Annotated in this window: 20 protein-coding genes; 15 read left to right on the top strand and 5 right to left on the bottom strand. The window is 65.1% G+C overall.

What is annotated here, in order from left to right; translation table 11 throughout:
- Window positions 1–16 precede the first annotated feature (16 nt).
- The 8 genes from ACZ5YA_RS17560 (at window position 17) to ACZ5YA_RS17525 (ending at window position 4,962) form a co-directional block, all read left to right on the top strand.
- On the top strand, window positions 17–556 hold the full coding sequence (locus tag ACZ5YA_RS17560; RefSeq protein WP_464090970.1) for a hypothetical protein: 540 nt from the start codon (window positions 17–19) through the stop codon (window positions 554–556).
- A gap of 101 nt (window positions 557–657) precedes the next feature.
- On the top strand, window positions 658–2,442 hold the full coding sequence (locus tag ACZ5YA_RS17555) for a hypothetical protein (RefSeq protein WP_464090969.1): 1,785 nt from the start codon (window positions 658–660) through the stop codon (window positions 2,440–2,442).
- A gap of 47 nt (window positions 2,443–2,489) precedes the next feature.
- Entirely contained in the window at window positions 2,490–3,020 is a 531-nt protein-coding gene (locus tag ACZ5YA_RS17550; RefSeq protein ID WP_280015768.1) for a hypothetical protein, read from the top strand.
- A 30-nt stretch (window positions 3,021–3,050) separates the two neighbouring features.
- Window positions 3,051–3,245 (top strand): hypothetical protein, encoded by a 195-nt coding sequence (locus tag ACZ5YA_RS17545; protein WP_124260420.1) that lies wholly within the window; start codon window positions 3,051–3,053, stop codon window positions 3,243–3,245.
- 4 nt (window positions 3,246–3,249) lie between these two features.
- Window positions 3,250–3,789 carry a hypothetical protein gene (locus tag ACZ5YA_RS17540; RefSeq protein WP_280015769.1) on the top strand — a complete coding sequence of 180 codons (540 nt, stop codon included), beginning with the start codon at window positions 3,250–3,252 and terminating at the stop codon, window positions 3,787–3,789.
- A gap of 75 nt (window positions 3,790–3,864) precedes the next feature.
- Complete coding sequence (locus ACZ5YA_RS17535) at window positions 3,865–4,218, top strand: hypothetical protein (protein ID WP_464090968.1); 354 nt, start codon at window positions 3,865–3,867, stop codon at window positions 4,216–4,218.
- 20 nt (window positions 4,219–4,238) lie between these two features.
- Entirely contained in the window at window positions 4,239–4,601 is a 363-nt protein-coding gene (locus tag ACZ5YA_RS17530; RefSeq protein WP_059371259.1) for a hypothetical protein, read from the top strand.
- 19 nt (window positions 4,602–4,620) lie between these two features.
- The gene (locus ACZ5YA_RS17525; RefSeq protein ID WP_464090967.1) at window positions 4,621–4,962 is read left to right on the top strand and encodes a hypothetical protein; all 342 of its coding nucleotides are present in this window, start codon (window positions 4,621–4,623) and stop codon (window positions 4,960–4,962) included.
- 23 nt (window positions 4,963–4,985) lie between these two features.
- Here ACZ5YA_RS17525 and ACZ5YA_RS17520 read toward each other — a convergent pair whose 3' ends face one another.
- From ACZ5YA_RS17520 to tssJ, 5 genes are all read right to left on the bottom strand, one after another.
- On the bottom strand, window positions 4,986–5,612 hold the full coding sequence (locus tag ACZ5YA_RS17520) for a hypothetical protein (protein WP_059371261.1): 627 nt from the start codon (window positions 5,610–5,612) through the stop codon (window positions 4,986–4,988).
- Window positions 5,593–10,677, bottom strand: a complete 5,085-nt coding sequence (gene tssI / locus ACZ5YA_RS17515) for a type VI secretion system tip protein TssI/VgrG (protein ID WP_464090966.1) — start codon at window positions 10,675–10,677, stop codon at window positions 5,593–5,595. Before tssI ends, ACZ5YA_RS17520 begins: the two co-directional genes overlap by 20 nt.
- A gap of 25 nt (window positions 10,678–10,702) precedes the next feature.
- Window positions 10,703–11,458 carry a type IVB secretion system protein IcmH/DotU gene (gene icmH / locus ACZ5YA_RS17510; RefSeq protein WP_223283522.1) on the bottom strand — a complete coding sequence of 252 codons (756 nt, stop codon included), beginning with the start codon at window positions 11,456–11,458 and terminating at the stop codon, window positions 10,703–10,705.
- A 33-nt stretch (window positions 11,459–11,491) separates the two neighbouring features.
- Window positions 11,492–12,838 carry a type VI secretion system baseplate subunit TssK gene (tssK, locus tag ACZ5YA_RS17505; protein ID WP_059371262.1) on the bottom strand — a complete coding sequence of 449 codons (1,347 nt, stop codon included), beginning with the start codon at window positions 12,836–12,838 and terminating at the stop codon, window positions 11,492–11,494.
- A gap of 97 nt (window positions 12,839–12,935) precedes the next feature.
- On the bottom strand, window positions 12,936–13,553 hold the full coding sequence (gene tssJ / locus ACZ5YA_RS17500; RefSeq protein ID WP_223283521.1) for a type VI secretion system lipoprotein TssJ: 618 nt from the start codon (window positions 13,551–13,553) through the stop codon (window positions 12,936–12,938).
- Window positions 13,554–13,742: 189 nt separating this feature from the next.
- Between tssJ and ACZ5YA_RS17495 the strand changes: the two genes are divergently transcribed.
- The 7 genes from ACZ5YA_RS17495 (at window position 13,743) to tssG (ending at window position 20,511) form a co-directional block, all read left to right on the top strand.
- Complete coding sequence (locus tag ACZ5YA_RS17495; RefSeq protein WP_059371263.1) at window positions 13,743–14,414, top strand: hypothetical protein; 672 nt, start codon at window positions 13,743–13,745, stop codon at window positions 14,412–14,414.
- Window positions 14,415–14,458: 44 nt separating this feature from the next.
- Window positions 14,459–14,983: a type VI secretion system contractile sheath small subunit gene (gene tssB / locus ACZ5YA_RS17490; RefSeq protein WP_013396290.1), complete on the top strand. Its 525-nt coding sequence runs from the start codon at window positions 14,459–14,461 to the stop codon at window positions 14,981–14,983.
- The gene (gene tssC / locus ACZ5YA_RS17485; protein WP_059371264.1) at window positions 14,976–16,469 is read left to right on the top strand and encodes a type VI secretion system contractile sheath large subunit; all 1,494 of its coding nucleotides are present in this window, start codon (window positions 14,976–14,978) and stop codon (window positions 16,467–16,469) included. Before tssB ends, tssC begins: the two co-directional genes overlap by 8 nt.
- Window positions 16,470–16,510: 41 nt before the next feature.
- A complete protein-coding gene (locus ACZ5YA_RS17480; RefSeq protein WP_006395404.1) occupies window positions 16,511–17,014 on the top strand; it encodes an Hcp family type VI secretion system effector in 504 nt (167 codons plus the stop codon).
- Between the two features lie 63 nt (window positions 17,015–17,077).
- Entirely contained in the window at window positions 17,078–17,563 is a 486-nt protein-coding gene (tssE, locus tag ACZ5YA_RS17475; protein ID WP_054452040.1) for a type VI secretion system baseplate subunit TssE, read from the top strand.
- A gap of 54 nt (window positions 17,564–17,617) precedes the next feature.
- Window positions 17,618–19,456: a type VI secretion system baseplate subunit TssF gene (tssF, locus tag ACZ5YA_RS17470; protein WP_059371481.1), complete on the top strand. Its 1,839-nt coding sequence runs from the start codon at window positions 17,618–17,620 to the stop codon at window positions 19,454–19,456.
- Window positions 19,420–20,511 (top strand): type VI secretion system baseplate subunit TssG, encoded by a 1,092-nt coding sequence (gene tssG / locus ACZ5YA_RS17465; protein WP_165867759.1) that lies wholly within the window; start codon window positions 19,420–19,422, stop codon window positions 20,509–20,511. The genes tssF and tssG overlap by 37 nt, the downstream gene beginning before the upstream one ends.
- Window positions 20,512–20,516: the final 5 nt, after the last annotated feature.

Raw genomic sequence — 20,516 nt, 5'->3', positions numbered from 1 at the left:
AACTAGGGATAGAGGGATGTCGGGGATGTCTGAGCGGGGTCAAGGAAAGGCGGGGCGTTCGAAACTGGGACGGTGGGTCGCGCTGGGCGTGCTGGCGGTGATCGCCGTGGCGGCTGGGGCCTATGTCTACGTAGAGCGAAGCCAGGCGCAAAATGTTCAACGAAGCGCGTTGGAAGGATCGGTTGCCGTCTACCCGTACAACTTTACGCAGTACGACGTGGCGTATTCGTTGATGCCCGGCCGTGGCTGGTTTGCAGAAGCGAATTCCGCCAGGGGGGACCATATGCAGTTATTCGGCTACAAGCCTGCCGCGCCCGATGCTCCGATGCAGATATCGTGGCGCTATGACTCTGGTCCTCAGAAAACAGCAGAGGGAGATTACCCCTTTATCGTGACGCTTCCGCAGCCTCGGCGCCCAGCGGGCGCCGTGGTGCTGGAATTGCGCATCTATCCAGATGGCAAGGCTGCCGCGCGCTATGTGACGCGCCCGCTGGTATCGGAGTTCAGCAATGTGGATCCCACTCTTCCTGGGAATGACTGGGTGACAAACCAATGACAGGTCACGACAGCTGGAAGGAAATATCGTTGGATGAGGAGCGAGAGGCTGCGCGAGCCCTCCAATGTGAGCCCCTCAACGGAGTCAGATGCCATGGCAAGATGCATATTGCCGTGTTTTTTGATGGGGTCGGCCTGAGTATCGAAGAGCCTTCTCCGCTTCCGTCCAACGTAGGCCGATTGTTCAGGGGCTTTGGTCAGGGGGCTCTCGGAGCACTTTTGCGTCAGCGGGTATACATTTCTGGGCTCGGCACGGAAATGAATGTGAATGCCTATGAGTTCGCGAAAGACCAGGCTGGATCGATTTCCGGCGATATGCTGAAAAGCGTGACCCTGGATCCGGCAAAGGGGGTTCCCACAGATGCCGCCAAGGATGTCGGCATGGAGATCCTGAAGGGCAAGCGCGTGGGAGACGCGATCGGCGACACGTTGAAAGGGCTGCCGGGAAAGGTGCGGCGGGATGTCGGGGAGGCCGTGCGAAATCCGGGCAGGACTGGAGTCAAGATAGTCAAGGATGCGGCCGGGAACATTACACGAGCGATCCTGGATCAACTTGATCCGGTACGCGATTCGAGATTCATGTTCGAGGCAATAAATTCGGGAGTGCAGCCTCGTATTTCCGAAGGTGTGACGCGGTTCAAGGCGATCATCGATTCGTCTCAGATAAGGCTTGAGGAAATCCAGGTCTCGGTTTTTGGCTGCGATTGGGGGGCGGCGCTGGCTCGGGCTTTTCTCAATGAGCTGTGCAAGGAATGCGATGGCGATGCCAATAGCGACAAGCTGGAATGGACGCTGGCGGATAAGCGCAAGGTCCCGCTCAAGATGGTCTTTGCCGGGTTCTACGATGCAGTAGGGTATCGCGACAATTCTGTCGTCGGCTTCCTGGCTTCAAAAACTCCATTCGGCTTCTTGCGCAACACTGCCGCCGACGACCAGGAGCTGCCGCGAGCGCTCGCGAAGGCGGCGCATTTTATCTCTGCACACGAGCTGAGATGGCGTGTACATACGCTGGGCGGTGCGACGTTGCTGCCATTGATGGACACGCCTATGTCGCCTCCCGCCCGCCAAGAACGTATATATCCAGGTTTGGGCGCCGACTTGTCGGGGTACTACCCGCCCGGATTTCAGCAGCGCGATCCCGGTATCGGCCGCGTAACGCTACAGGAAATGTGGCGGATAGCCCGGCTTTCGGGCGTGCCCTTCGAAGGACTGGAAAAAACCAAGACGAATGCAAGGGCTTTCGGCGCTGATTTCGATATTGCCGCGACCTCCAGGGTACGTAATGATCTGCGCAGCTATCAGCAACAGCTGGCGCGGCCTTCCCAACAGCTGCTGGGGCTACGGCATGCCCAGGACGCGATCGATGGCATGGAAGGCGACAAGACGCTTGCGCGGCAACTCTACCTTCACCGCATGGTTTACGTGGCCTGGCTGCGGGTGTTGCTCAATGACGCGCGAACCGGCGCTGCTCCGGGGTATTTGTACATCACGGCGATGCAGGCCGCGATCGACTTTGCGCGCCTGGAGATCATGCACAAGCACCCCGGCAAGGTGACGTTCTACGGGGGATCCCGTATCTCGCCTCCCGACGACTATCAACGTGCCTGCATGGAGGTGTCGTCATTGCCGGACAACGAGCGTCTGCCTGTGGGGCCAGCGATTACGCGTATTTTCTCGGGCTATATGCATGATCCAGTGGATCCGCCTGATGATGGTTGGGCGATTCAACGCCTGCCCAACAATGCACGGCTGTTCCGCTCCCGCTACATAGACGACGGCGACGATACGCGGCAGCCCACGTTTACGGAAAAGCTGAAGAAGGCGGCCGACGCAACCTTCTCCAACATGGCGACACCGAATCCGTTGCTGTTGGGATTGCCGTTCTAGTCATTGGCGCTAATGCTGGTTTTGGTGAAGCAAGTGGGGCATCAGGAATGTCTGAACGAAGCGGCATGAAGGCGAGGCGTTCGAAGCTCGGGCGGTGGGTCGCACTGGGCGTCGCGGCCGCGATAGCCGTGGCCGCAGGGGCTTATGTCTACATAGAGCGAAGCCAGCTAAAAGATATTCAACGAAGTGCGTTGGAAGGATCGGTGGCCGTTTACTCGTACAACTTTACGCAGTACGACGTGGCGTATTCGTTGATGCCCGGCCTTCGCTGGTTCGCACGAGCGAATTCCGCCACGGGAAACAATCTGCAGTCATTCGGCTACAAGCCGGCCACGCCTGATGCTCCGATGCAGATATCGTGGCGCTATGACTCCGGCCCTCAGGAAACAGCAGAGGGAGATTACCCCTTTGTTGTGACGCTGCCGCAGCCTCGGCGGCCACCGGGCGCGGTGGTGCTGGAATTGCGTATCTATCCTGATGGCAAGGCCGCCGCGCGCTATGTCACGCGCCCGCTGGTATCGGAATTCAGTAATGTGGATCCCGCTCTTCCGGGGAATGATTGGGTGACAGGCCAATGACGAGTCGCGACAGCAGGAAGGAAATAGGCCATGCGGATTTTTGCAGGCTGTGTGTGTGATCGGGTGGAACCGCCTGATGATGGTTGGGCGATTCAACGCCTGCCCAACAATGCGCAGCTTTTCCGCTCCCGCTACATCGATGACGGCAACGATACGCGACAGCCCACGTTTACGGAAACGCCTAAGAAGGCGGCCAAAGCAACCTCATTGATCAACGAGAGATAGAGGAATGCGGGGAATCTCTGATCGGGGCGTAGTGAAGACGGGGCGTTCGAAACTCGGCCGATGGGTCGCACTGGGCGTCGCGGCGGTGATAGCCGTGGCAGCGGCGGCTTACGCCTGTGTGGAGCGGCGTTACACGGCGAATGTTCAGCGGGGCGCGTTTGAAGGCGCTGTGACGGTCTATCCGTACAACTTTACTCGCTATGACGTGGCTTATTCCACGACAACAGGTCTTCGTATGATCGTCGACGCGAATGCCGCCGCGGGTACCGAAGCCCAGACATTTGGATATAAGCCGGAGTCGCCAGATGCGCCTTTGAATGTGCTGTGGCGCTATGCGTCGGGTCCGGATGCCACGCCTGAGGGTGTGTATCCGTTTCAGGTGACGTTGCCGCAACCTAGGCGCCCCTCTGGACAGGTGGTTCTGGAGTTGCGTTTCTATCCGGACGGAAAAGTCGCGGCGCGTTATGCCACGACGCCACTTGGACTTGCGTCCGGCAACGTAGACCCTGAACTCCCTGGGAACGATTGGGTGTCGAATCGATGATCACGCCAGATGCCCGGATAGAGATAAACCTTGATGAAGTGGGTCATCGGAAAGTTCGATCCGTAGGAGACGGTTTTGCGTGAATTCGTCATGTGGTCCACCGACATGTTCCTGTACGCCGCAAAAGCCTTGGGTTTTGCGCTGCCCCTACTCTATCTCCTCGGGATCGCAGCCCATGTGCGGCCAAACCGTTTCGGAGCCTTGGGATCCGCGGCGTCGCGCAAGTGGTTTGCCGTGGCCATGGTAGCCGTCTGGGCGTTTGCGGCCGTGGCTGCTCTGCTCGCCTACTACGTCGCCCGGAACTATGACCGCGGGTATGGGTATTTCCTGTTCTTTCTTCCCTACTATCTGGGACCGGCGCTGATTTTGTCCGTGATCGGCCTGTGGGTCCGGTACCGGTTGTGCAAGGGGGTAAAGGGCAATGCCTGATGTGCCGCTAAAATCCCCCGATGCTTCCGCCTCAAGTCCTCGTCGCCCTTATCGTCCTGATGCTCGCCGTCGTCATCCCGCTGTTTGCGGTGACGATCCAGCTAAGCCGTTTCATCCATTGGTCCTTCTGGGCCGACAAGACCACGCGCGGCGATCGGCCGCATTTCACGGGGCCGGTGCTGGCGCTGATCTTCAGCACCCTGGCCGCCAGCGATTTCGTGGGCTATGAACCTTTTCTGACGATCTCGGCGATGAATCCGGTGCCGATCGAGGCCAGGGCTTACTTCACCGTTGCGATGCTGGCGCTGGCCGTCTGGTGCTGGGCCTATGGGCGGTCGATCCGGGACCGGGTGCTGCGCATGATCGGGGCCCGCGCCTCTTAGCGGCCGCCAGGGTGGACGCATGATGTCGATCTACGGTCTTCTTGCGTTGGGCGCCCTGACATTGGCCATCTGCCTGCCGTTCGCCGCGACGGCGGTACAGCTGATCCGTCTGCTGTGGTTCATCACGGGCGACAAGGAGACGCACGGCGCGCGTCCGCGCTTTACGGGGCTGGTCCTGGCGATGTTTTTCAGTTCGCTTGCGGCTACCGAACTGCTGTCCGTGGAACCCTTCCTGACCTTGTCCCACCTTAATCCAGTGCCGCAGGAGCACCGGGTTGAATTCATGATCGCGATGCTGGCGCTGGCCCTTGCGGGCTGGATATGGGGCGGCGCGATCTGGAAGCGCCGGCCTGGCGGCTGAGGCGGCCGCTGCAAGCAGGGCGCTTACTTGGCCGCCTGCACTTCGATCTTCACCGTATTCGAGCGCACGCCGTTCGATTCGATATACACCTCGTAGACCGCCGGATCCTTGGGCAGCTGCACCTGCGCTGCAAGGTCGGTGCTGAACTGCGTGCCGACGCTGATGCCCGGGCTGATGGGAATGCCCTTGGGCGGACGCGAGCCGGGGATCTCGTCCACTTCCATGCCGGGGCGCTTGCGCGGCTTGTATTCGTAGGCCACGCCTTCATAGACCGCCTTGGTCTGCGTATTGACGGCGACGAAGCGCGGCAGCTTCTGGTTCTGCGATACGGGGATGATGCCTTGCGCGCAGACCGGAATGACCAGCGCGCCGGAAGCCTGCGGACGCACGCGCGCCGGCGCGGCGATGTTGAGCTGGTCGTCGCTGCCATGGTTGGGCGGAATGCAGGCGTGGTCGCGCACCGTGCCGATGGGGGCGGTGGCGAACGAAGGCGGGTCGATCCAGTCGGTGTTCATCGTGGTCTTCTGGGGATGAGGGGTGGGGCGCGCGGCGCTGGCGGCGCCAGGCGCGGCCAGGGCCAGCGCGGCCGCGAGCAGCAGGGCCAGCGCCGGCGCCAGGCGGCGCCGCGCGTCAGAACGAGGGCCAGCCATTGGACATGTCCGTCTTGCGTACGGCCTGGGCGCAGCTGGCGCAGAAGCGGATGCTGACGCAATCGCCGCCGAACATGACGCAGGAACCCACGTGGCTGGGATCGGCCTGGCTGGCGGGCAGGCCGAAGTGGCAGTGGTTGCCGAACTGGGAATAGAAATACGGACCCTTGTCGAGTTTGGACGAGTCCATGTCGGCTTCGTCCGGATGGGCCCGTACCCACTCGGGTCCGCTGGGCGTCATGCCGATCAGGTGGCCGATCTCGTGCACCAGCGTCTGCTGCAGATAATCCAGCGTGTTGGGCTCCCAGGGGCTCATCGCCGCCACGCCAAGCAGGTTGGTGCCAGGGAACGCCACGCCGCCTGCGGAGCTTTCCAGCAGTCGGACCTTCAGGATGATCTTGCCCGAGGTCGGCACGGGCACCAGGCCCGCCATGCGGATGTTCAGGCTGTCGCAGGCCTTGGGATTCGCTGGGTCGTAAGGCATCGGGGTCATGCGATCCTTGGGGATGGGGACCTGCCTGATGCCGGCCGCAGGGTCGGTGTACTCGAACAGGCATTCGACGTACCAGTCCACGCCAGGCTCGATGTGATACCACAGGAAGCTGAGGGTGCCGTCGGCGTTGACGAACTGCACCTGCTTGTCGGCCGCGCCGGGGCCGGCCGAGGCTTGCACGTAAATGGGCTGGACGGGCAGCATCGTGGCCAGCCGGTCGATGTGGCAGACGACGAGCGTATAGGGCTCGTGGTCCGGGCCCTGCGACCCGGGGTAGACGGACGCAGCCAGCCGGCGCAGGCGTTCATAGCCGTCGTCCGTGAACACGTCCATGTTGGCGTCGCCGCGCGTGCTGACCGGCGGCAATTGCACCACGTCCACGCCATGCCGCGCGTATTCCGTCGCGGTCGGCTGGAAGCCGTGGCGGCGCGCCAGCGTCTCGGGGCCGGGCAGCATGATCTCCTGGAGATACAGCCGCCTTGCGGTCTCGACTTGCTCCGTGGAGATGATCTGGTTCTTGTCGTTCACCACCTCGAACATATAGGTGTTCAGGCCCGCGGCCGGCAGGGTGATGTTGTCGACCACCTTGGTGCCGTCGGCGTCGGTCACGTAGCTGTAGGAGCGCTGGTTGGGCTCACGGTACAGCGGTTGGCGGCTTTGCTCGCGCGCGGAGTACACCGCATTGCCCGGACGCGGGCTGACCTTGACGCTGAAGCGATGCTGGCCGGCCTTGTTGAAGCGCACGCGGATCCTGGGCTTGTTGGTCTGGCGGTCCAGGCTGTCCAGCGCCTGGCCATCGTTCCAGACCTCGTCCTCTTCCTTCAGGTTGACGTACTGGAGCTTGGCGCCGCTTCTGGCCCGGTAGGCGGACGGCGTGGGCGCGCCGGCATCTGGCGTCCCGGCCGCCGCGGAGCCGCCCGCGTCCTGGCCGCCGGGCATGCCCGCGGGCCTCGCCACAGGGCCTGGCAGACTGACGCCGGCCATTTCCATGACCCGCTTGGCCATCGCGGGATAGGGCGAGTTGGCCACCGCAGGTATGTTCATGATCGCCTCCGCCACCTTGGGCAGCGTGACGTTGGATATCGTGGGCGATTGCAGGATGGCGCCGACCACGGAAGGAATCGCGGAGTTGGTCAGGCCCGGCGTGCTGAGTATCGCGCCTGCCACCGCGGGCAGATTGCCCTGGTTGACGTCCGGCATGGTCAGCAGCGAGTTCACCGCCGAGCTCAGCGCGGCGGGGCGGCCGCCCATGGCGCCCATCGCCTGGGTCATGACCGGGCCGATGGCGGACCCCACGCCGCCGCTACCGTCGGCGGTCAGGCTGGATGCCTGCGAGGCCACGTCTGACGCTTGCGTAGCCATGCCGCCGGCCTTGGACACGGCGCCCGCCGCGTCAGTCAGCGCCTGGGGCATGGATACCGCGCCGGCCAGCGCGTCGCCAGCGCCCTGTGCCATGTTCATGGTGGAGAGGCCGCCATCCATCAGCGACGGTGTTGCCATGCTGGCCAAGGATTGCGTGGCGCCGGTCGCCAGTGAAGGCGTGGCGCCGCCAGTCAGCGACGGAGCGACATTCTGCATGGCCGTCTTCGCCATGCCGCCGGCCTTGGTCATGGCGCCCGACATCAGCTCCGAGCCCGCCTTGCCCGCTGCCTGCATGGTCTTGCCGGCCATCGCGCCCAATTCCTGGACGGGCTTGAGCGCTTCGCCGGCCATGCTCTTGGCCTGGTCCAGCATGCCGGACGCGCCATCGGCCGCCGCGGACAGACTCTTGGATACGGCAGTCGCGCCGCTGGCAAGCGCCGCGCCCGCGCTGCCCAGCAGGGAGCCTTGCGATCCAGCGGCCGCGGCTGCCGTGGGGGTTGCAGTCGCGGGAGCCGCGGCCACGGCGCCCGTCGCGCCGGCCGCATTCAGCGCCTGGCCGGAGCCGGCTTGCGCGTGCAGCTTGGCCTTGGGCCGGTGCACCAGTTCGGCAGTGACCAGCATGGGATCGCCCACTTGCGAGGACGGCAGCGCCGGCAGCGCGGCCGCGTCGCTGGCAGGCCCGATCAGGTTGTGGGATGCGCCCTTGACCGAGAACATCCCCGGCCCCTTGAACACGATGTCGCCGCCATTCATGACGATGCTGGCGCCAGCGGCCTGCAGGGTGATGCTCTGGTTTGCCAGGATCTCGATGCTGTCGGTGGTGGAGGTGACGGTGATGTCCTGGCCGGCCAGCATCTCCAGCATGTCGGTATGCGCGTGGATCGACACCGGCGATTCGGCCGCGACGGCGCGGATGCCGCCGTCCTGCACGAACAGGCTGGTGGAGCGGCCGGAGGCCGTGGCAAAGGTCTGGCGCGCGGCCACGTGGCCGTCGGCTTGCGCCGTGACGTGCAGGTTTTCGCTGGCGTGCAGGATGGCCGAGGCGGGCGTGGCGAAGTTCAGTGAGGACGGCGCGTCGATCAGCATGCGGGCGCCGTCGATGCGCTCCACCGCGTCCGTGCCGGTGCGCTCGCCGCCGCTGGCCTTGATCGCCTGCTGGCCGCCTACGCTGCCCGGATAGCGGCCGTCGCCCTTGGGGTCGATGGCGCGGGTCAGCGCATCGTATTGGCTGGTGGCCGCGAGCGCGCGCGCCTGGCGCTGCGTGCCGGCGGTATCCAGGCGCTGCGCCGCATTCTGCGCGCCGCGCAGCAGCGCCAGCGCCTCTTGCGCGTCGGCCTGAGTGGAGCGCGCATCCGCGCGCGCGTTGGCGGACAGCAGCATGCCTTGCCCGGAGCGCACCACGGTCCAGGCGTCCGAACGCAGTTCGAAGCCGGTGCCGCGCCATGCGCCGCGATTGGATTCATCCGCGCCCTGTTCGACCAGATAGCCCAGGCCCAGCTGCGTGGCGCCGATGGAGCTCGACAGGCGCGTGCGCATCTGCCGGGGCGTGTCGTCGAACAGCCATTGGCTGTGGCCCTCGCCGTCCAGGCCCTTGCTGTGCCAGCCGCTGAGCCTGCCGGGATGATTGGCGTCGGCGTCCTCTCCGGCGGACCAGGGCGGCAGGTCGGCGTCGTTGTACAGCTGCGCCGAGGCCACGGGCTGGTCGATGTCGCCGTCCAGGAACTCGACCAGGACCTCGGTGCCTTTGCGCGGCAGATGGTGCGCGCCCCAGTTGGGGCCGGCCTGCGCGCCTGCGACGCGCAGCCAGGTGCCGGAACTGTCGTCGCCCGGGGCATTGCCGGTGTCGTCGCCATGGCTGCGGTGCGCCAGGCCGCCCGGCAGCGGACGCGCGCCGCGCTGCCAGGGGAATTGCACCTTGATGCGTAGATCGCGGCCCGAGGAAATGGGCGCGTCCTGCGCGGCCACCACCACGGCCGCCAGGCCTTCGGGCGCAGTGGGCTTGGCGCGCCAGCCGGGCGCAAGCGGCGCGGCCGCGGGCAGGGCGCCGAAGGTATTGCGGTATGAGCCGTGTTCCAGATCGGAATCGCCCAGCGCCTGGGCAGCCTGGCTGCCCAGGTTGTTGGCGGCTTCGTGTTCGACGTGCAGCAGCGTGTAGCGGTTGCCGCCCATCTCGTCGACGGCCTGGCCAGGGCCCGCGGCGTAGCGGCTGTGCTGCGTCAGCGTGAAGTCATGGCCGGGCATCATCTGGCGGGCCGTGCCGCCGCCGTCAAAGCGCACCATGCGGGCTTCGTGCGCCTGCAGGCTGCGCGCAGCCGCCAGTTCCGCGCTGTCGCCGTCGGCATGGCGGCCGTGGCCGTCGTAGTCGTAGTCTTCAAGGCGGGGCACCGCGCCGGCTGCGACGTCGGACTGCGCATGCGCCGCGTGTGCGAGCAGCTTGCGATCGTCCCAGGCCAGGCGCGTCACGGCGTTGGGCCGTACCGCGCGGGACGCGCCGAAGCGCGTGATGCTGTCCTCGGTTTCGGTGGCGTCGCTGCGGTGAAAGCGCAGCGCGGCATCGGGGCAGGCCGGCCGCGCCGCGCGCGTGTCGAACACGACCAGCCGGTGCCGCGCGCCGCCCGAGGCCTCGTCTTGTTGTTCGCCCTGCTGGTGGTCGAAGCGGAAGCTCAAGCCGGCTTCGGCCAGCAGGCGTAGCACGAAGGCCAGGTCGGTTTCGCGGTACTGCGTGCGCAGCGCGCGCGGAGCGGGCGGTTCGGCGATGTCGAACGAGTAGGCCGCCTGCGGATAGTCGGCGAAGATCTCGCTCAGGATGTCGGTGACCGACTTGTCCTGGTACAGAAAGCTGTCGCGGCGCAGGCCCAGGGCCGCCAGCCAGGGCGCGGCGTGCAGCCGGTAGCGCGCCAGGCCGCCGTCCGCGCCCAGCGCGTCCACGCCTTCCACCACCGCATGCCATTGGCGCCTGTTGCCGTCGGCCAGCAGCAGGCTGACGCTGATCTCGCGGCCCAGCAGGGCTTGCACATCCAGTTCGGCCGAGGACGCCAGGCAGTCCAGCGTCAGGGCAAACAGTTCGGAGACGCCTTCGCGCAGATTCATGCGTTCTACCGCGAGCGCCGCATCCAGGGGCGTGCGCACCTGCAGCATGCGGGCGTTCTGGGAGAGGGCGGCTACATCCAGGCTGCTGAACCCGGCGGGCGCTTGGGAACGGTCGGTCATGGTGCTGAGGGGCGGCCTGAGGCCGTCAGGGTAGCGAGATGGTCAGGTGCGCGGCGCGCGGGCCGATCTTGACGATGTCATGGTACGGAGCCATGGCGGTCTGCATGTCGCGGTTAAGGAAGTGACTCATGCCCAGATAGGCCAGCAGCCCCAGCAGCGCGAACAACGCGCCGATGCTCCACAGCGGCACGTCGCGCTTGAGCGTGTGGGCGATCTTGTCGGGCAGGGGCCAGTGCGGCGCGAAGCCCGCGCGCTTGCCGCGCAGCAGCGTGATTTCATCGCCCAGCCGCGCCGTGAGATAGCCCAGCTTTTCCTGGCCCTCGATCATGTACTTGCCCTGGAAACCCAGCAGCAGGCACATATAGAACACTTCCAGCGATTGCAGGCGCGGCGCGCCCTGCGCGCGCAGGTCTTCCAGGCGCGCAAAGAAGTTCTCGCCGGCGAGCTGCTCGCCGAACAGGGTCAGTTGCAGCGGCTGCAGCATCCAGGCATCGCGGATGGAAAAGCCGGAGTTCAGCACGGTCTCGTCCACGGCGGCGCAGAACGCGTATTTGGTGGCGTAGACGTCCTCGGCCGGGATGTCCATCTTCTTCGCGCTGCGCTCGAAGTCCGCCAGGAACTGCTGCACGCGCGCCGAGAACGAGGCGGCGTCGACGGGCTCTTGGCCGCTTTTCAGCAGGAACAGCATCAGGAAGCCGTCGTACAGCAGGTCCAGCAGGGACTTCGCGGGGCGCGAGCCATAGAAATCTGCGGCTCGGGGAGGGAGCGAGGCTCCGGGCATCAGGGTGGGCGCGGCGGCGGTCATGGGCAGGCTCTAGCGGGTGACGGCGATGAGGTCCAGTTTCAGGTCGGGTATGCCCGAGGGGGCATAGATGGCGATGCTGCGCGCCTGCAGCATGCGGTCGTACAGCGAGCCGCGCGTCTGCAGGGTGAAGTAGCAGGCGCCCGGCTTGACGGGCACGGCGGGCGGAACCTGCGGCGTGTAGACGAGCTGCACGCCAGGCATGGCAGAGAGCACCAGCTTTTCCACGTCGTCGGGCGCGCCGACCTTGAAGCGCAGCGGCACGGTCTCGGCCAGTTCGCTGGCTGGCGTGGCGGCGGACACCGACAGGTAGAGCGCGGTGGTTTCGTCGAGCTTGCCGGAATCCAGCCGGCCGACGTGGAACGAGGGGCGCAGCTCTTCCAGCACGATGGAGAAGTAGCGGGTGGAGATGACGGTGTCGAGCAGGTCGCGCAGGATCTCGTCCAACTGCGCGAAGGCCGCGCCCGGCGCGTCGTGCTGGTAGGCCGGCAGGTCCGCCAGCGTATGTACCTTGGAGAACGTCATGAGCGCGCCGGCCAGCCGCAGCATTTCCTGGAACAGGCGCTCGGGATGCAGCTGCGGGTTGTGGAACAGGTGCGAGAGCGCCGAATAGGCTTCGTTGCAGGTGTGCAGCAGCCAGAACGAGGCCACGTCGCCCGAACGGAACTCGATGATGTTCTTGTTCGGTTCGCGATGGAATCCATAGAGCGCGTTGACCTTGGCCTGCAGGGCGTCCAGCAGCCGGCGCAGCTGCTCGAACAGCGCGCTGCACGCCTGCACCGTGACGCTGGGGGCAACGAAACTGGTGTCCAGTTCGTAGCCGGCGCTGGCGGTGCGGCGCACGCGCGCTACAGGAATGGTCAGCAGCGCGTCGCGCGGCTCGTGCTCCGACAGCAGGCGCACGTTCTTGCGCAGGAAGGCAAGCTCGGCCGTGCTGGCGTTGGTATAGAGATCGGGCGCGGGGCTGTCCTGGTGCGCATAGCGCGCATCGAAACCCTGTTCCTGGCGCGTATCGCGATAGTTGCCGCCGATGTCCTTCATCGGATGCAGCGCCAGGTAGAACACCGCCGTGCTGGCGCCGTCCAGTCCGTCCAGCGCGACCGCGGGCGGCAGGTCGTCGTTATGGGGGGCGCTGTAGATCTCGCCGTCGGGGAAGATCGCGGATAGCTCGGTGGCGCGCAGCATGCCGTTGGCAAGCGCCGCGGCGTCGAAGCGCGCCGCGCGCAGGCCCCATGCGTAGGGATGCAGCGCGCGGCTCATTTCCGCGAGGCGGGCCTCGTGGTAGGCGTCTTGGCGTTGGAAATGCTGGGGCCGCAGAAACAGCCCCTCTCCCCACAGTATCTTCGCTGAATGGCTCACGTTTGCTGGCTCTTGCTTCTTATATGGATAGGGCGTGCATGACTGCGGCGAGACGTGGTCGGCGAGACGCGGTCGGCTAGACGCAGTTGGCTCGCGTTCAGTTCGGGCATTGCACCGAGCCGAGGCGGGCCGGGTCGAAGCCGGGCACGCCCGGCGGCAACACTATTTGTCCGGTGACCACGGTCATCGCGCAGGCATGGGCGCCCATGACGATGCCGCTGTCCTCGGCGGTCTTTACTTCGAAAACATATTTCCAGCGCTGCGGCGCGGGCGCGTAGAACAAGCCCGCGACAGCGATGTAGGCAGCGGTTTTCGGCACTTTTTCCAGGTGCTCGTAGCGCTGTCCCGGCGTCAGTGTGACTTCGCGTGCAGCGATGATGCTGTCACCCAACGCCGCCTTTTCGGCGTCAGTATCAACCAATTGCGTGAGCGGTGCGCGCTGAAATGCCTCGGCATTCTTCAAATAGTATATTTTCGTAACCACAGCCATGGGCTGGCCGCTACTCGCATTCAAATTTTCTCCTGCGTGTATCGCCAGTTTCACATCCACAGGCGCATTCGGGTCCTTCTTCAGGCCCGTCATATCCATCACGCCGCCAGTCATTCCAGCCACCGCTCCAATCGCTGAAACCGCTGCGCAACCGCTGATTACGGGGCTTGCCGCGATGATGGCCGCCGCTGCCATGCACCGAGAAAAATAGAGATGTTTTGACATGGCTCTTTATACCGGAAGCCTGCGACAACATACAGATCACGGCACGATGAGCGAAGTTTGGCGTGGAGTTACATGAAGTAATGCACTGTAGTGCTGCGCTAACAAAAGGTTGTTGAAATACGCGGCCTTGGTTACACCCTCCTACATACCAAAAATATGCACATATCCCGGGTTCTCCTCATCGGCGCAATGATGGCCTTCCTCGCGGGCTGCGCCACGTCCCCCAAGCCGCAGACCGACGCCGAATACAAGCAGTCGATGACGCACGCCACGCAGACCTTGGCTGCCAAGGGCAATGATCAGGCGGTCGCCGAGTTCCAGGAAATCGCTTTGCTCAATCCCGCACGCGGTGAACCGTGGTCTTACATCGCGAAGATCCGCTTCGACGAGCAGAAGTATGGCGAGGCCATCGTGGCGGCCGACGAAGCGCTGAACCGCGACCCCGAAGACTTCACCGCCAAGACCGTGCGCGCGGTGGGCGGCCTGCGCGTGGCCATGCAGTCGCTGGCCGACCTGCGCGCCAATGCGCTGCTCGCCGGCAACGCCCGTACCGATGCGGTGGCGCTGGCCGCCGCCATGCGTGAAACCCTGGGCCAGGACGTGCTGTTCCCCGAGGGCTACAAGCCGCCGCGCCCGCGCCAGCCGCGGCGCAACGACGCGCAGGGCGCGGCCGCGCAGCAAGCCAAGCCCGCCGCCAACACGGCAGCGACGCAGGCTGCGACGCCCGCAACGCCCGCTGCAAACCCCGCGGCGAACGCTGCGACGGCTCCTGCCGCCACGCCGGCCACGGCCCCCGCGGCTTCCGGCGCCGCGCCGGCCGGCCGCGCGCCGGATCCGTTCGGCAACCTCCTCAAACCCTGATCGGGCCCACGGCCTCTTCACAATGCACTTCGCTTGGAGCCCCCATGGCTAAGAAAGAAAGCGTTCAGAAAAGACTCCAGAAAGTACGTCCGCCGCGCGTGCAGCTGACCTATGACGTCGAGAAGGGCGACGCGATCGAGCAGAAGGAACTGCCGTTTGTCGTGGGCGTGGTCGGCGACTTCAGCGCGCAGTCCGAAGCCGAGCTGCCGCGCCTGAAGGACCGCAAGTTCGTCAACATCGACGTCGACAACTTCGACGACGTGATGCGCGGCCTGGAGCCGCGCGCAGCCTACCGCGTGAAGAACCGCCTGACCGACGAAGGCGGCACCTTCGGCGTGGATCTCAAGTTCCGCTCGGTTGAAGACTTCCGTCCCGAAGCCGTGGTGCAGCAGATCGAGCCGCTCAAGGAACTCCTGGACATCCGCACCAAGCTGGCCGACCTGCGCAACAAGCTGGCGGGCAACGACAAGCTGGAAGACCTGTTGGGCGAAGTGCTCAGCAGCACGGAAAAACTGCAGCAACTGACCAGCGAAGCCGGCAAGAACGGCAAGGGAGGCAGCAATGAGTAATTCCGCCGCCGCGCAGAACGTATCCGCGCCCGCCGCCGAGGCCGACTCGGGCCTGCTGGACCAGATCGTCGAACAGAGCCGCGTGGCCAAGTCCACGGCGGAACACGACCGCGCCAAGGACCTCATCGGCGAGCTGGCCCGCGAAGTCATGAAGGGCACCGTCGTGGTCTCGGACAACCTGTCCGCGATGCTAGACGCCCGCGTGGCCGAGCTGGACCGCCTGATCTCGGCCCAGCTGAGCGAAGTGATGCATGGCGCCGAGTTCCAGAAGCTGGAAAGCACCTGGCGCGGCCTGCATTACCTGTGCCAGGAGAGCAACACCGGCCCGATGCTGAAGATCAAGGTGCTCAATGTCACCAAGCGCGATCTGGTGCGCGACTTCCAGACCGCCATCGACTTCGACCAGAGCCTGATGTTCAAGAAGGTCTACGAAGAAGAGTTCGGCACGTTTGGCGGTTCGCCGTTCGGCGCGCTGCTGGGCAACTTCGAGATCACGCGCCAACCCGAGGACATGTACTTCATCGAGCAGATGTCGCACGTGGCCGCGGCCTCGCACGCGCCTTTCATCGCGTCGGCCTCGCCCGAATTGCTGGGCCTGGACAGCTTTGCCGACCTGGGCCGCCCGCGCGACCTGGCCAAGGTGTTCGACACCGTGGAATACACCAAGTGGCGCAGCTTCCGCGATTCGGAAGATTCGCGTTACGTGGGCCTGACCATGCCGCGCTTCCTGGGCCGCCTGCCCTATGACCCGAAGGAAGGCACCTCGGTGGAAGGCTTCAACTTCGTCGAGGAAGTGGACGGCACCGACCATGCCAAGTACCTGTGGTGCAACGCCGCCTGGGCCTTTGGCGCGCGCCTGACTGCGGCCTTTGCCGACTTCGGCTGGTGCGCGGCGATCCGCGGTGTGGAAGGCGGCGGCCTGGTCGAAAACCTGCCGACCCACACCTTCAAGACCGACGACGGCGAAATCGCCCTGAAGTGCCCGACGGAAATCGCCATCACCGACCGGCGCGAAAAGGAACTGAGCGACCTCGGCCTGATCCCGCTGGTGCATTGCAAGAACTCGGACTACGCCGCGTTCTTCGGCGCGCAATCGGTGCAAAAGGCCAAGAAGTACAACACCGACAGCGCCAACGCCAACGCGGTGCTATCGGCGCAGCTGCAGTACATCTTTTCGGTATCGCGCGTGGCGCACTACCTGAAAGCCATGATGCGAGACAAGATCGGCAGCTTTGCCTCCGCGCAATCTGTCGAGAGCTTCCTGAACCGCTGGGTCTCGCAGTACGTGCTGCTGGACGACAACGCGAGCCAGGAGCAGAAGGCGCAGTTCCCCTTGAGGGAAGCATCGGTGCAGGTTGCCGAGGTGCCGGGACGTCCCGGCGTGTTCCGGGCCGTGGCGTTTTTGCGGCCTCATTTTCAGCTCGATGAGCTTTCGATTTCGTTGCGCCTGGTTGCGGAACTCCCGGCCCAAGCCCAGAAATCGTGACCACCGTCGGATTCGACGATTTTTAACCAGAGAGGCTATTAATGAAGGACATCTACGTCAAATTCGGCAACCCCGCGCTCAAGGGCGAGTCGCAGGACAAGGACCATCCGGACTGGATCGAAGTCGGATCGTGGCGCCATGAAATCATCCAGCCGCGTTCGGCTACCGCCTCCACCTCCGGTGGCCACACCGCCGAACGCACCGAGCATGGCGAGATGGTCTTCACCAAGGACCTGGACGTGGTCAGCCCGCTGCTGTACCAGCACGCATCCGGCGGCACGACGTTCGACGAAGTGACCATCGATTTCCTGCGCGCCGACGGCGAAGGCAACCGCGTCAAGTACCTGGAAATCAAGCTCAAGTACGTGATCATCTCGCGCGTGGCGCCGGAAGTCGTCAGCGAAGGCCTGCCGCACGAGTCGTTCTCGCTGAAGTACGCCGCCGTGCAGTGGAAGTACACGCAACAGAAGGTGGGCGGCAACCAGGGCGGGAATGCCCAGGGCGCGTGGAGCCTCACCAAGAACGACAAGACGTACTCGGTCTGAACCTGACCGCATGAACGGCAAAGGCTCCCGGCTGGTCCGGCGCCTTTGCTCAATGAGGCCGCGATGAAGGGATTCGAACCCAGCCTGTTCGACAAGTTGTTCGACGGCGACGGGCAGACACCGCATGCGTTGCGACGCCTGTCGGTGGAAGAAATCAAGGAAACGGTCGCGCGCGACATCGAGGCCCTGCTCAACACGCGCATGGTCTTCACCGAAGACTCGCTCAAGCGTTTTCCGAACTGCCAGCGGTCCATCCTGACCTACGGTTTGTCGGATTTTTCCGGCCTGAGCCTGGCCAGTCACTACGACCGCGAGTTCATCTGCCGGTCGCTGGAGCAGGCGATCGCCCGCCATGAGCCGCGCCTGACGCACGTGCGGGTGTTGCTGCAGGTGGACAGCCGCGCGACCTCGGTGCTGTATTTCGCGATTACCGCGATGCTGGACGTGGGGCCTGCGCATGAGCCGGTCACGTTCGACGCGACGCTGCAGCCGTCCACCTTGCAGTACTCGGTGAGCAAGGGCCGGGCCAAGGCCGCGGCGGCCGCCTGATAACAAACCATGCACGCGGGCGCCGGCGGCACGCCGCCGGCGAAGAAGGGAAAGATGGAAGAACTGCTGCCTTACTACGAACGCGAACTGGGCTTTCTGCGCGGTTCGTCGCGCGATTTTGCGCAGCGCTATCCCAAGATCGCGGCGCGGCTCGGGCTGTCTGGCGAAACCTGCGAGGATCCGCATGTCGAGCGGATGATCGAATCGTTCGCGCTGCTGGGCGCGCGCATCAACAAGAAACTGGACGACGACTATCCGGAATTCACGGAAGCGCTGTTCGAGGTCATGTACCCGCACTACTTGCGCCCGTTCCCGTCGTGCTCGGTGGCGCAGTTCGACATGGGCGGCATGGCCTCGCAGCTGACCGCGCCGGTGCGCATGGCGCGCGGCACGGAACTGAAATCGCATCCCGTGCGCGGCGTGGCCTGCCGTTTCCGTACGGCGTACGACGTGACTTTGGCGCCAGTGAGCATCCGCCAGGCCGTATTTGCGGCCACGGCCAACGCGCCATCCGCGGCCAGCCTGCCTGCGGGCGTGACGGGCCGGCTGTCGCTGACATTGGCCTGCCTGGCTGAAACCCAGAATTTCTCCACCCTGGCGGTGGACCGCTTGCGCGTCTACCTGCACGGCGAGCCCTCGTTCGTGGCTGCGCTGCGGGATTGCCTGTTCCTGCGCACCGCGGCGGCCTACCTGGAAACGCAGCCGGGCCGCTGGAATCGCATGCAGGACGTACCGCTGGCGGAGGTGGGGCTGTCCGAGGACGAAGCCCTGATCGACTTCCCGGCCAGCTCGCACCCTGCCTACCGGCTGTTGGCCGAGTACTTCGCGTTCTCCGAGAAATTCAATTTCGTGGACATCGATCTCGCGGCGCTCAGGCGCGCGGCGGGTCCGGTGCGTGAAATCACCTTGCATCTGGCCTTGAAGGGCGTGCGCGCGGATTCGAACACGGCGCGCCTGCTGGAGTCGGCCTCCGCGGACAATTTCCGGTTGGGCTGCACGCCCGTGGTCAACCTGTTCGCGCAGCGCGCCGATCCCATCCGCGTCACCCATGCGCAGGCGTCCTATCCGGTGGTGGCCGACGCGCGCCGCGCCTATGGCTACGAGATCTATTCGATCGACCGCGTGCGCCAGGTGCGGCAGAACGCGCAGGGCGATTCGGTGGTGGAGTTCCGGCCGTTCTATTCGCTGCACCATGGCGAGACGCCGGAAGGGGCTGGTCACTACTGGACGGCGCGCCGCAATGCGATGGTGGCCGAGCGCAGTCCGGGCTACGAGATGGAACTGTCCATCGTCGACATCGATTTCGATCCCTCGCTGCCGCAGACCGAGACCTTGAGCCTGGAACTGACCTGCACCAATCGCGATCTGCCTTCGCATCTGGCGGTGGGGCAGCCGGGCGGAGACTTGTTCCTGGAGGGCGGCTCGATCGCGCGCGAGATCCGCATGCTGCGCCGGCCGACGCACACCCATCGCTTCCAGCAGGGGCGGGCGGCGCATTGGCGCCTTATTTCGCATCTGGCGCTGAACCACCTGTCGCTGGTCCACAGCGGCCTGCCGGCGTTGAAAGAGACACTGCGGCTGTATGACCTGTCGCATTCCGCGGTGGCGGCGCGCCAGATAGAAGGGCTGGTCGGCCTGGACTACAAACCTGCCACGCACTGGATGCCCGGCGAACCATTCGCAACCTTCGTGCGCGGCATCGAGATCCGGCTGACCATCAACGAAGACAACTTCGTCGGCACCAGCCTGCATGCCTTCGTGGCGGTGATCAACCGCTTTTTTGGCCTATACGTGCATGCCAACAGCTTCGTGCAGCTGGTCGTGCTGTCGCGCCGCGGCGCGGAAGAAATCCTACGGTGCGCTCCATGCAACGGCGACGCGATCCTAGCGTAATCGAATCGCTGCTGGCCGAGCCGCAGCGCTTCAAGTTCTTCCAGGCCGTGCGGGTGCTGGAATCGTGGTTCGCGCGGCAGGAAGGCAGCCGCGCGCGCAATGCGGTGCCTGCGCACCTGCGCTTCCTGAACTCGTCTTCGCTGGGCTTTCCCGCCAGCGAGATCGCCGCGCTGACGGCCTATGACAAACAGGGCCAGGCGCTGGAAGACACCGAAGCGCGGCTGGCGGCGCTGGCCGCGGGCAACCTGGGACGGGTGGAGATCGAGCCGGCCTTCTTCGGCCTGTTGGGCGCGCAGGGCGCCATGCCGCTGCACTACACCGAGATCCTGAGCACGCGCGAGAGCTCGCGGCGCGACCGTGGCGCCCGCGCCTTCTTCGACATCTTCTCAAACCGGGCGGCGGCGCTGTTCTACGCGGCCTGGAAGAAGTACCGCATGCCCGTGCGGCACGAGACCGAACAAGACCATCACTATCTGCCGCTGCTGCTGGCGCTGGGCGGCATCGGCCATCCGGCGCTGCGCGACCGCCTGCAGTCAGGGCAGGGCCGGGTGTTCGACGAATCGCTGGCGCACTATGCCGCGGCCGCGCGCCAGCGGCCGGTATCGGCGGCCTACCTGCAGCGCGTGCTGGCGGATTACTTCCAGGTGCCGCTGCGGGTGGAGCAGTTCGTCGGGCGTTGGTATCACGTGCCGCCGCAGAACCGCACGCAGCTGGGCATGCCCGGCGCGGTGCTGGGCGTGTCGGCCATGGCCGGCGACCGCATCTGGCAGCGCGACATGCGCATCCGGCTGTGGATCGGCCCCTTGTCCAAGGACGCTTTCACCGATTTCCTGCCCGGCGGCGCGCGCGCCCAGGCGCTGGAGAAACTCCTGACCATGTTCGGCGGCATGAGCTTCGAGTACGAAGTGCGGCTGGTGATGGCCAAGGAAGACGTGGGCGGCAGCGTGCTGGGCGAAGGCGGCGGCGCGCGCCTGGGCTGGAACTCCTTTCTTTGCACCGAGCCGGTGGCGTCGGACCGCGATGACGCCAGCTACGAATTGCACACCATCCATTGAGACTA

It is taken from the genome of Achromobacter sp. JCM 18799, assembly GCF_055395645.1.
The sequence above is the reverse complement of the archived record's forward strand: the minus strand, read 5'-3'. Positions and strand labels throughout refer to the sequence as shown.

What these genes read in the sequence shown, in the direction of transcription:
- ACZ5YA_RS17560 (WP_464090970.1), top strand. Translation starts at nt 17, where the DNA reads ATGTCGGGGATGTCTGAGCGGGGTCAAGGAAAGGCGGGGCGTTCGAAA.
- ACZ5YA_RS17555 (WP_464090969.1), top strand. Translation starts at nt 658, where the DNA reads ATGCATATTGCCGTGTTTTTTGATGGGGTCGGCCTGAGTATCGAAGAG.
- ACZ5YA_RS17550 (WP_280015768.1), top strand. Translation starts at nt 2,490, where the DNA reads ATGTCTGAACGAAGCGGCATGAAGGCGAGGCGTTCGAAGCTCGGGCGG.
- ACZ5YA_RS17545 (WP_124260420.1), top strand. Translation starts at nt 3,051, where the DNA reads ATGCGGATTTTTGCAGGCTGTGTGTGTGATCGGGTGGAACCGCCTGAT.
- ACZ5YA_RS17540 (WP_280015769.1), top strand. Translation starts at nt 3,250, where the DNA reads ATGCGGGGAATCTCTGATCGGGGCGTAGTGAAGACGGGGCGTTCGAAA.
- ACZ5YA_RS17530 (WP_059371259.1), top strand. Translation starts at nt 4,239, where the DNA reads ATGCTTCCGCCTCAAGTCCTCGTCGCCCTTATCGTCCTGATGCTCGCC.
- ACZ5YA_RS17525 (WP_464090967.1), top strand. Translation starts at nt 4,621, where the DNA reads ATGATGTCGATCTACGGTCTTCTTGCGTTGGGCGCCCTGACATTGGCC.
- ACZ5YA_RS17520 (WP_059371261.1), bottom strand. Translation starts at nt 5,612, where the DNA reads ATGGCTGGCCCTCGTTCTGACGCGCGGCGCCGCCTGGCGCCGGCGCTG.
- tssI (WP_464090966.1), bottom strand. Translation starts at nt 10,677, where the DNA reads ATGACCGACCGTTCCCAAGCGCCCGCCGGGTTCAGCAGCCTGGATGTA.
- icmH (WP_223283522.1), bottom strand. Translation starts at nt 11,458, where the DNA reads ATGCCCGGAGCCTCGCTCCCTCCCCGAGCCGCAGATTTCTATGGCTCG.
- tssJ (WP_223283521.1), bottom strand. Translation starts at nt 13,553, where the DNA reads ATGTCAAAACATCTCTATTTTTCTCGGTGCATGGCAGCGGCGGCCATC.
- ACZ5YA_RS17495 (WP_059371263.1), top strand. Translation starts at nt 13,743, where the DNA reads ATGATGGCCTTCCTCGCGGGCTGCGCCACGTCCCCCAAGCCGCAGACC.
- tssB (WP_013396290.1), top strand. Translation starts at nt 14,459, where the DNA reads ATGGCTAAGAAAGAAAGCGTTCAGAAAAGACTCCAGAAAGTACGTCCG.
- tssC (WP_059371264.1), top strand. Translation starts at nt 14,976, where the DNA reads ATGAGTAATTCCGCCGCCGCGCAGAACGTATCCGCGCCCGCCGCCGAG.
- ACZ5YA_RS17480 (WP_006395404.1), top strand. Translation starts at nt 16,511, where the DNA reads ATGAAGGACATCTACGTCAAATTCGGCAACCCCGCGCTCAAGGGCGAG.
- tssE (WP_054452040.1), top strand. Translation starts at nt 17,078, where the DNA reads ATGAAGGGATTCGAACCCAGCCTGTTCGACAAGTTGTTCGACGGCGAC.
- tssF (WP_059371481.1), top strand. Translation starts at nt 17,618, where the DNA reads ATGGAAGAACTGCTGCCTTACTACGAACGCGAACTGGGCTTTCTGCGC.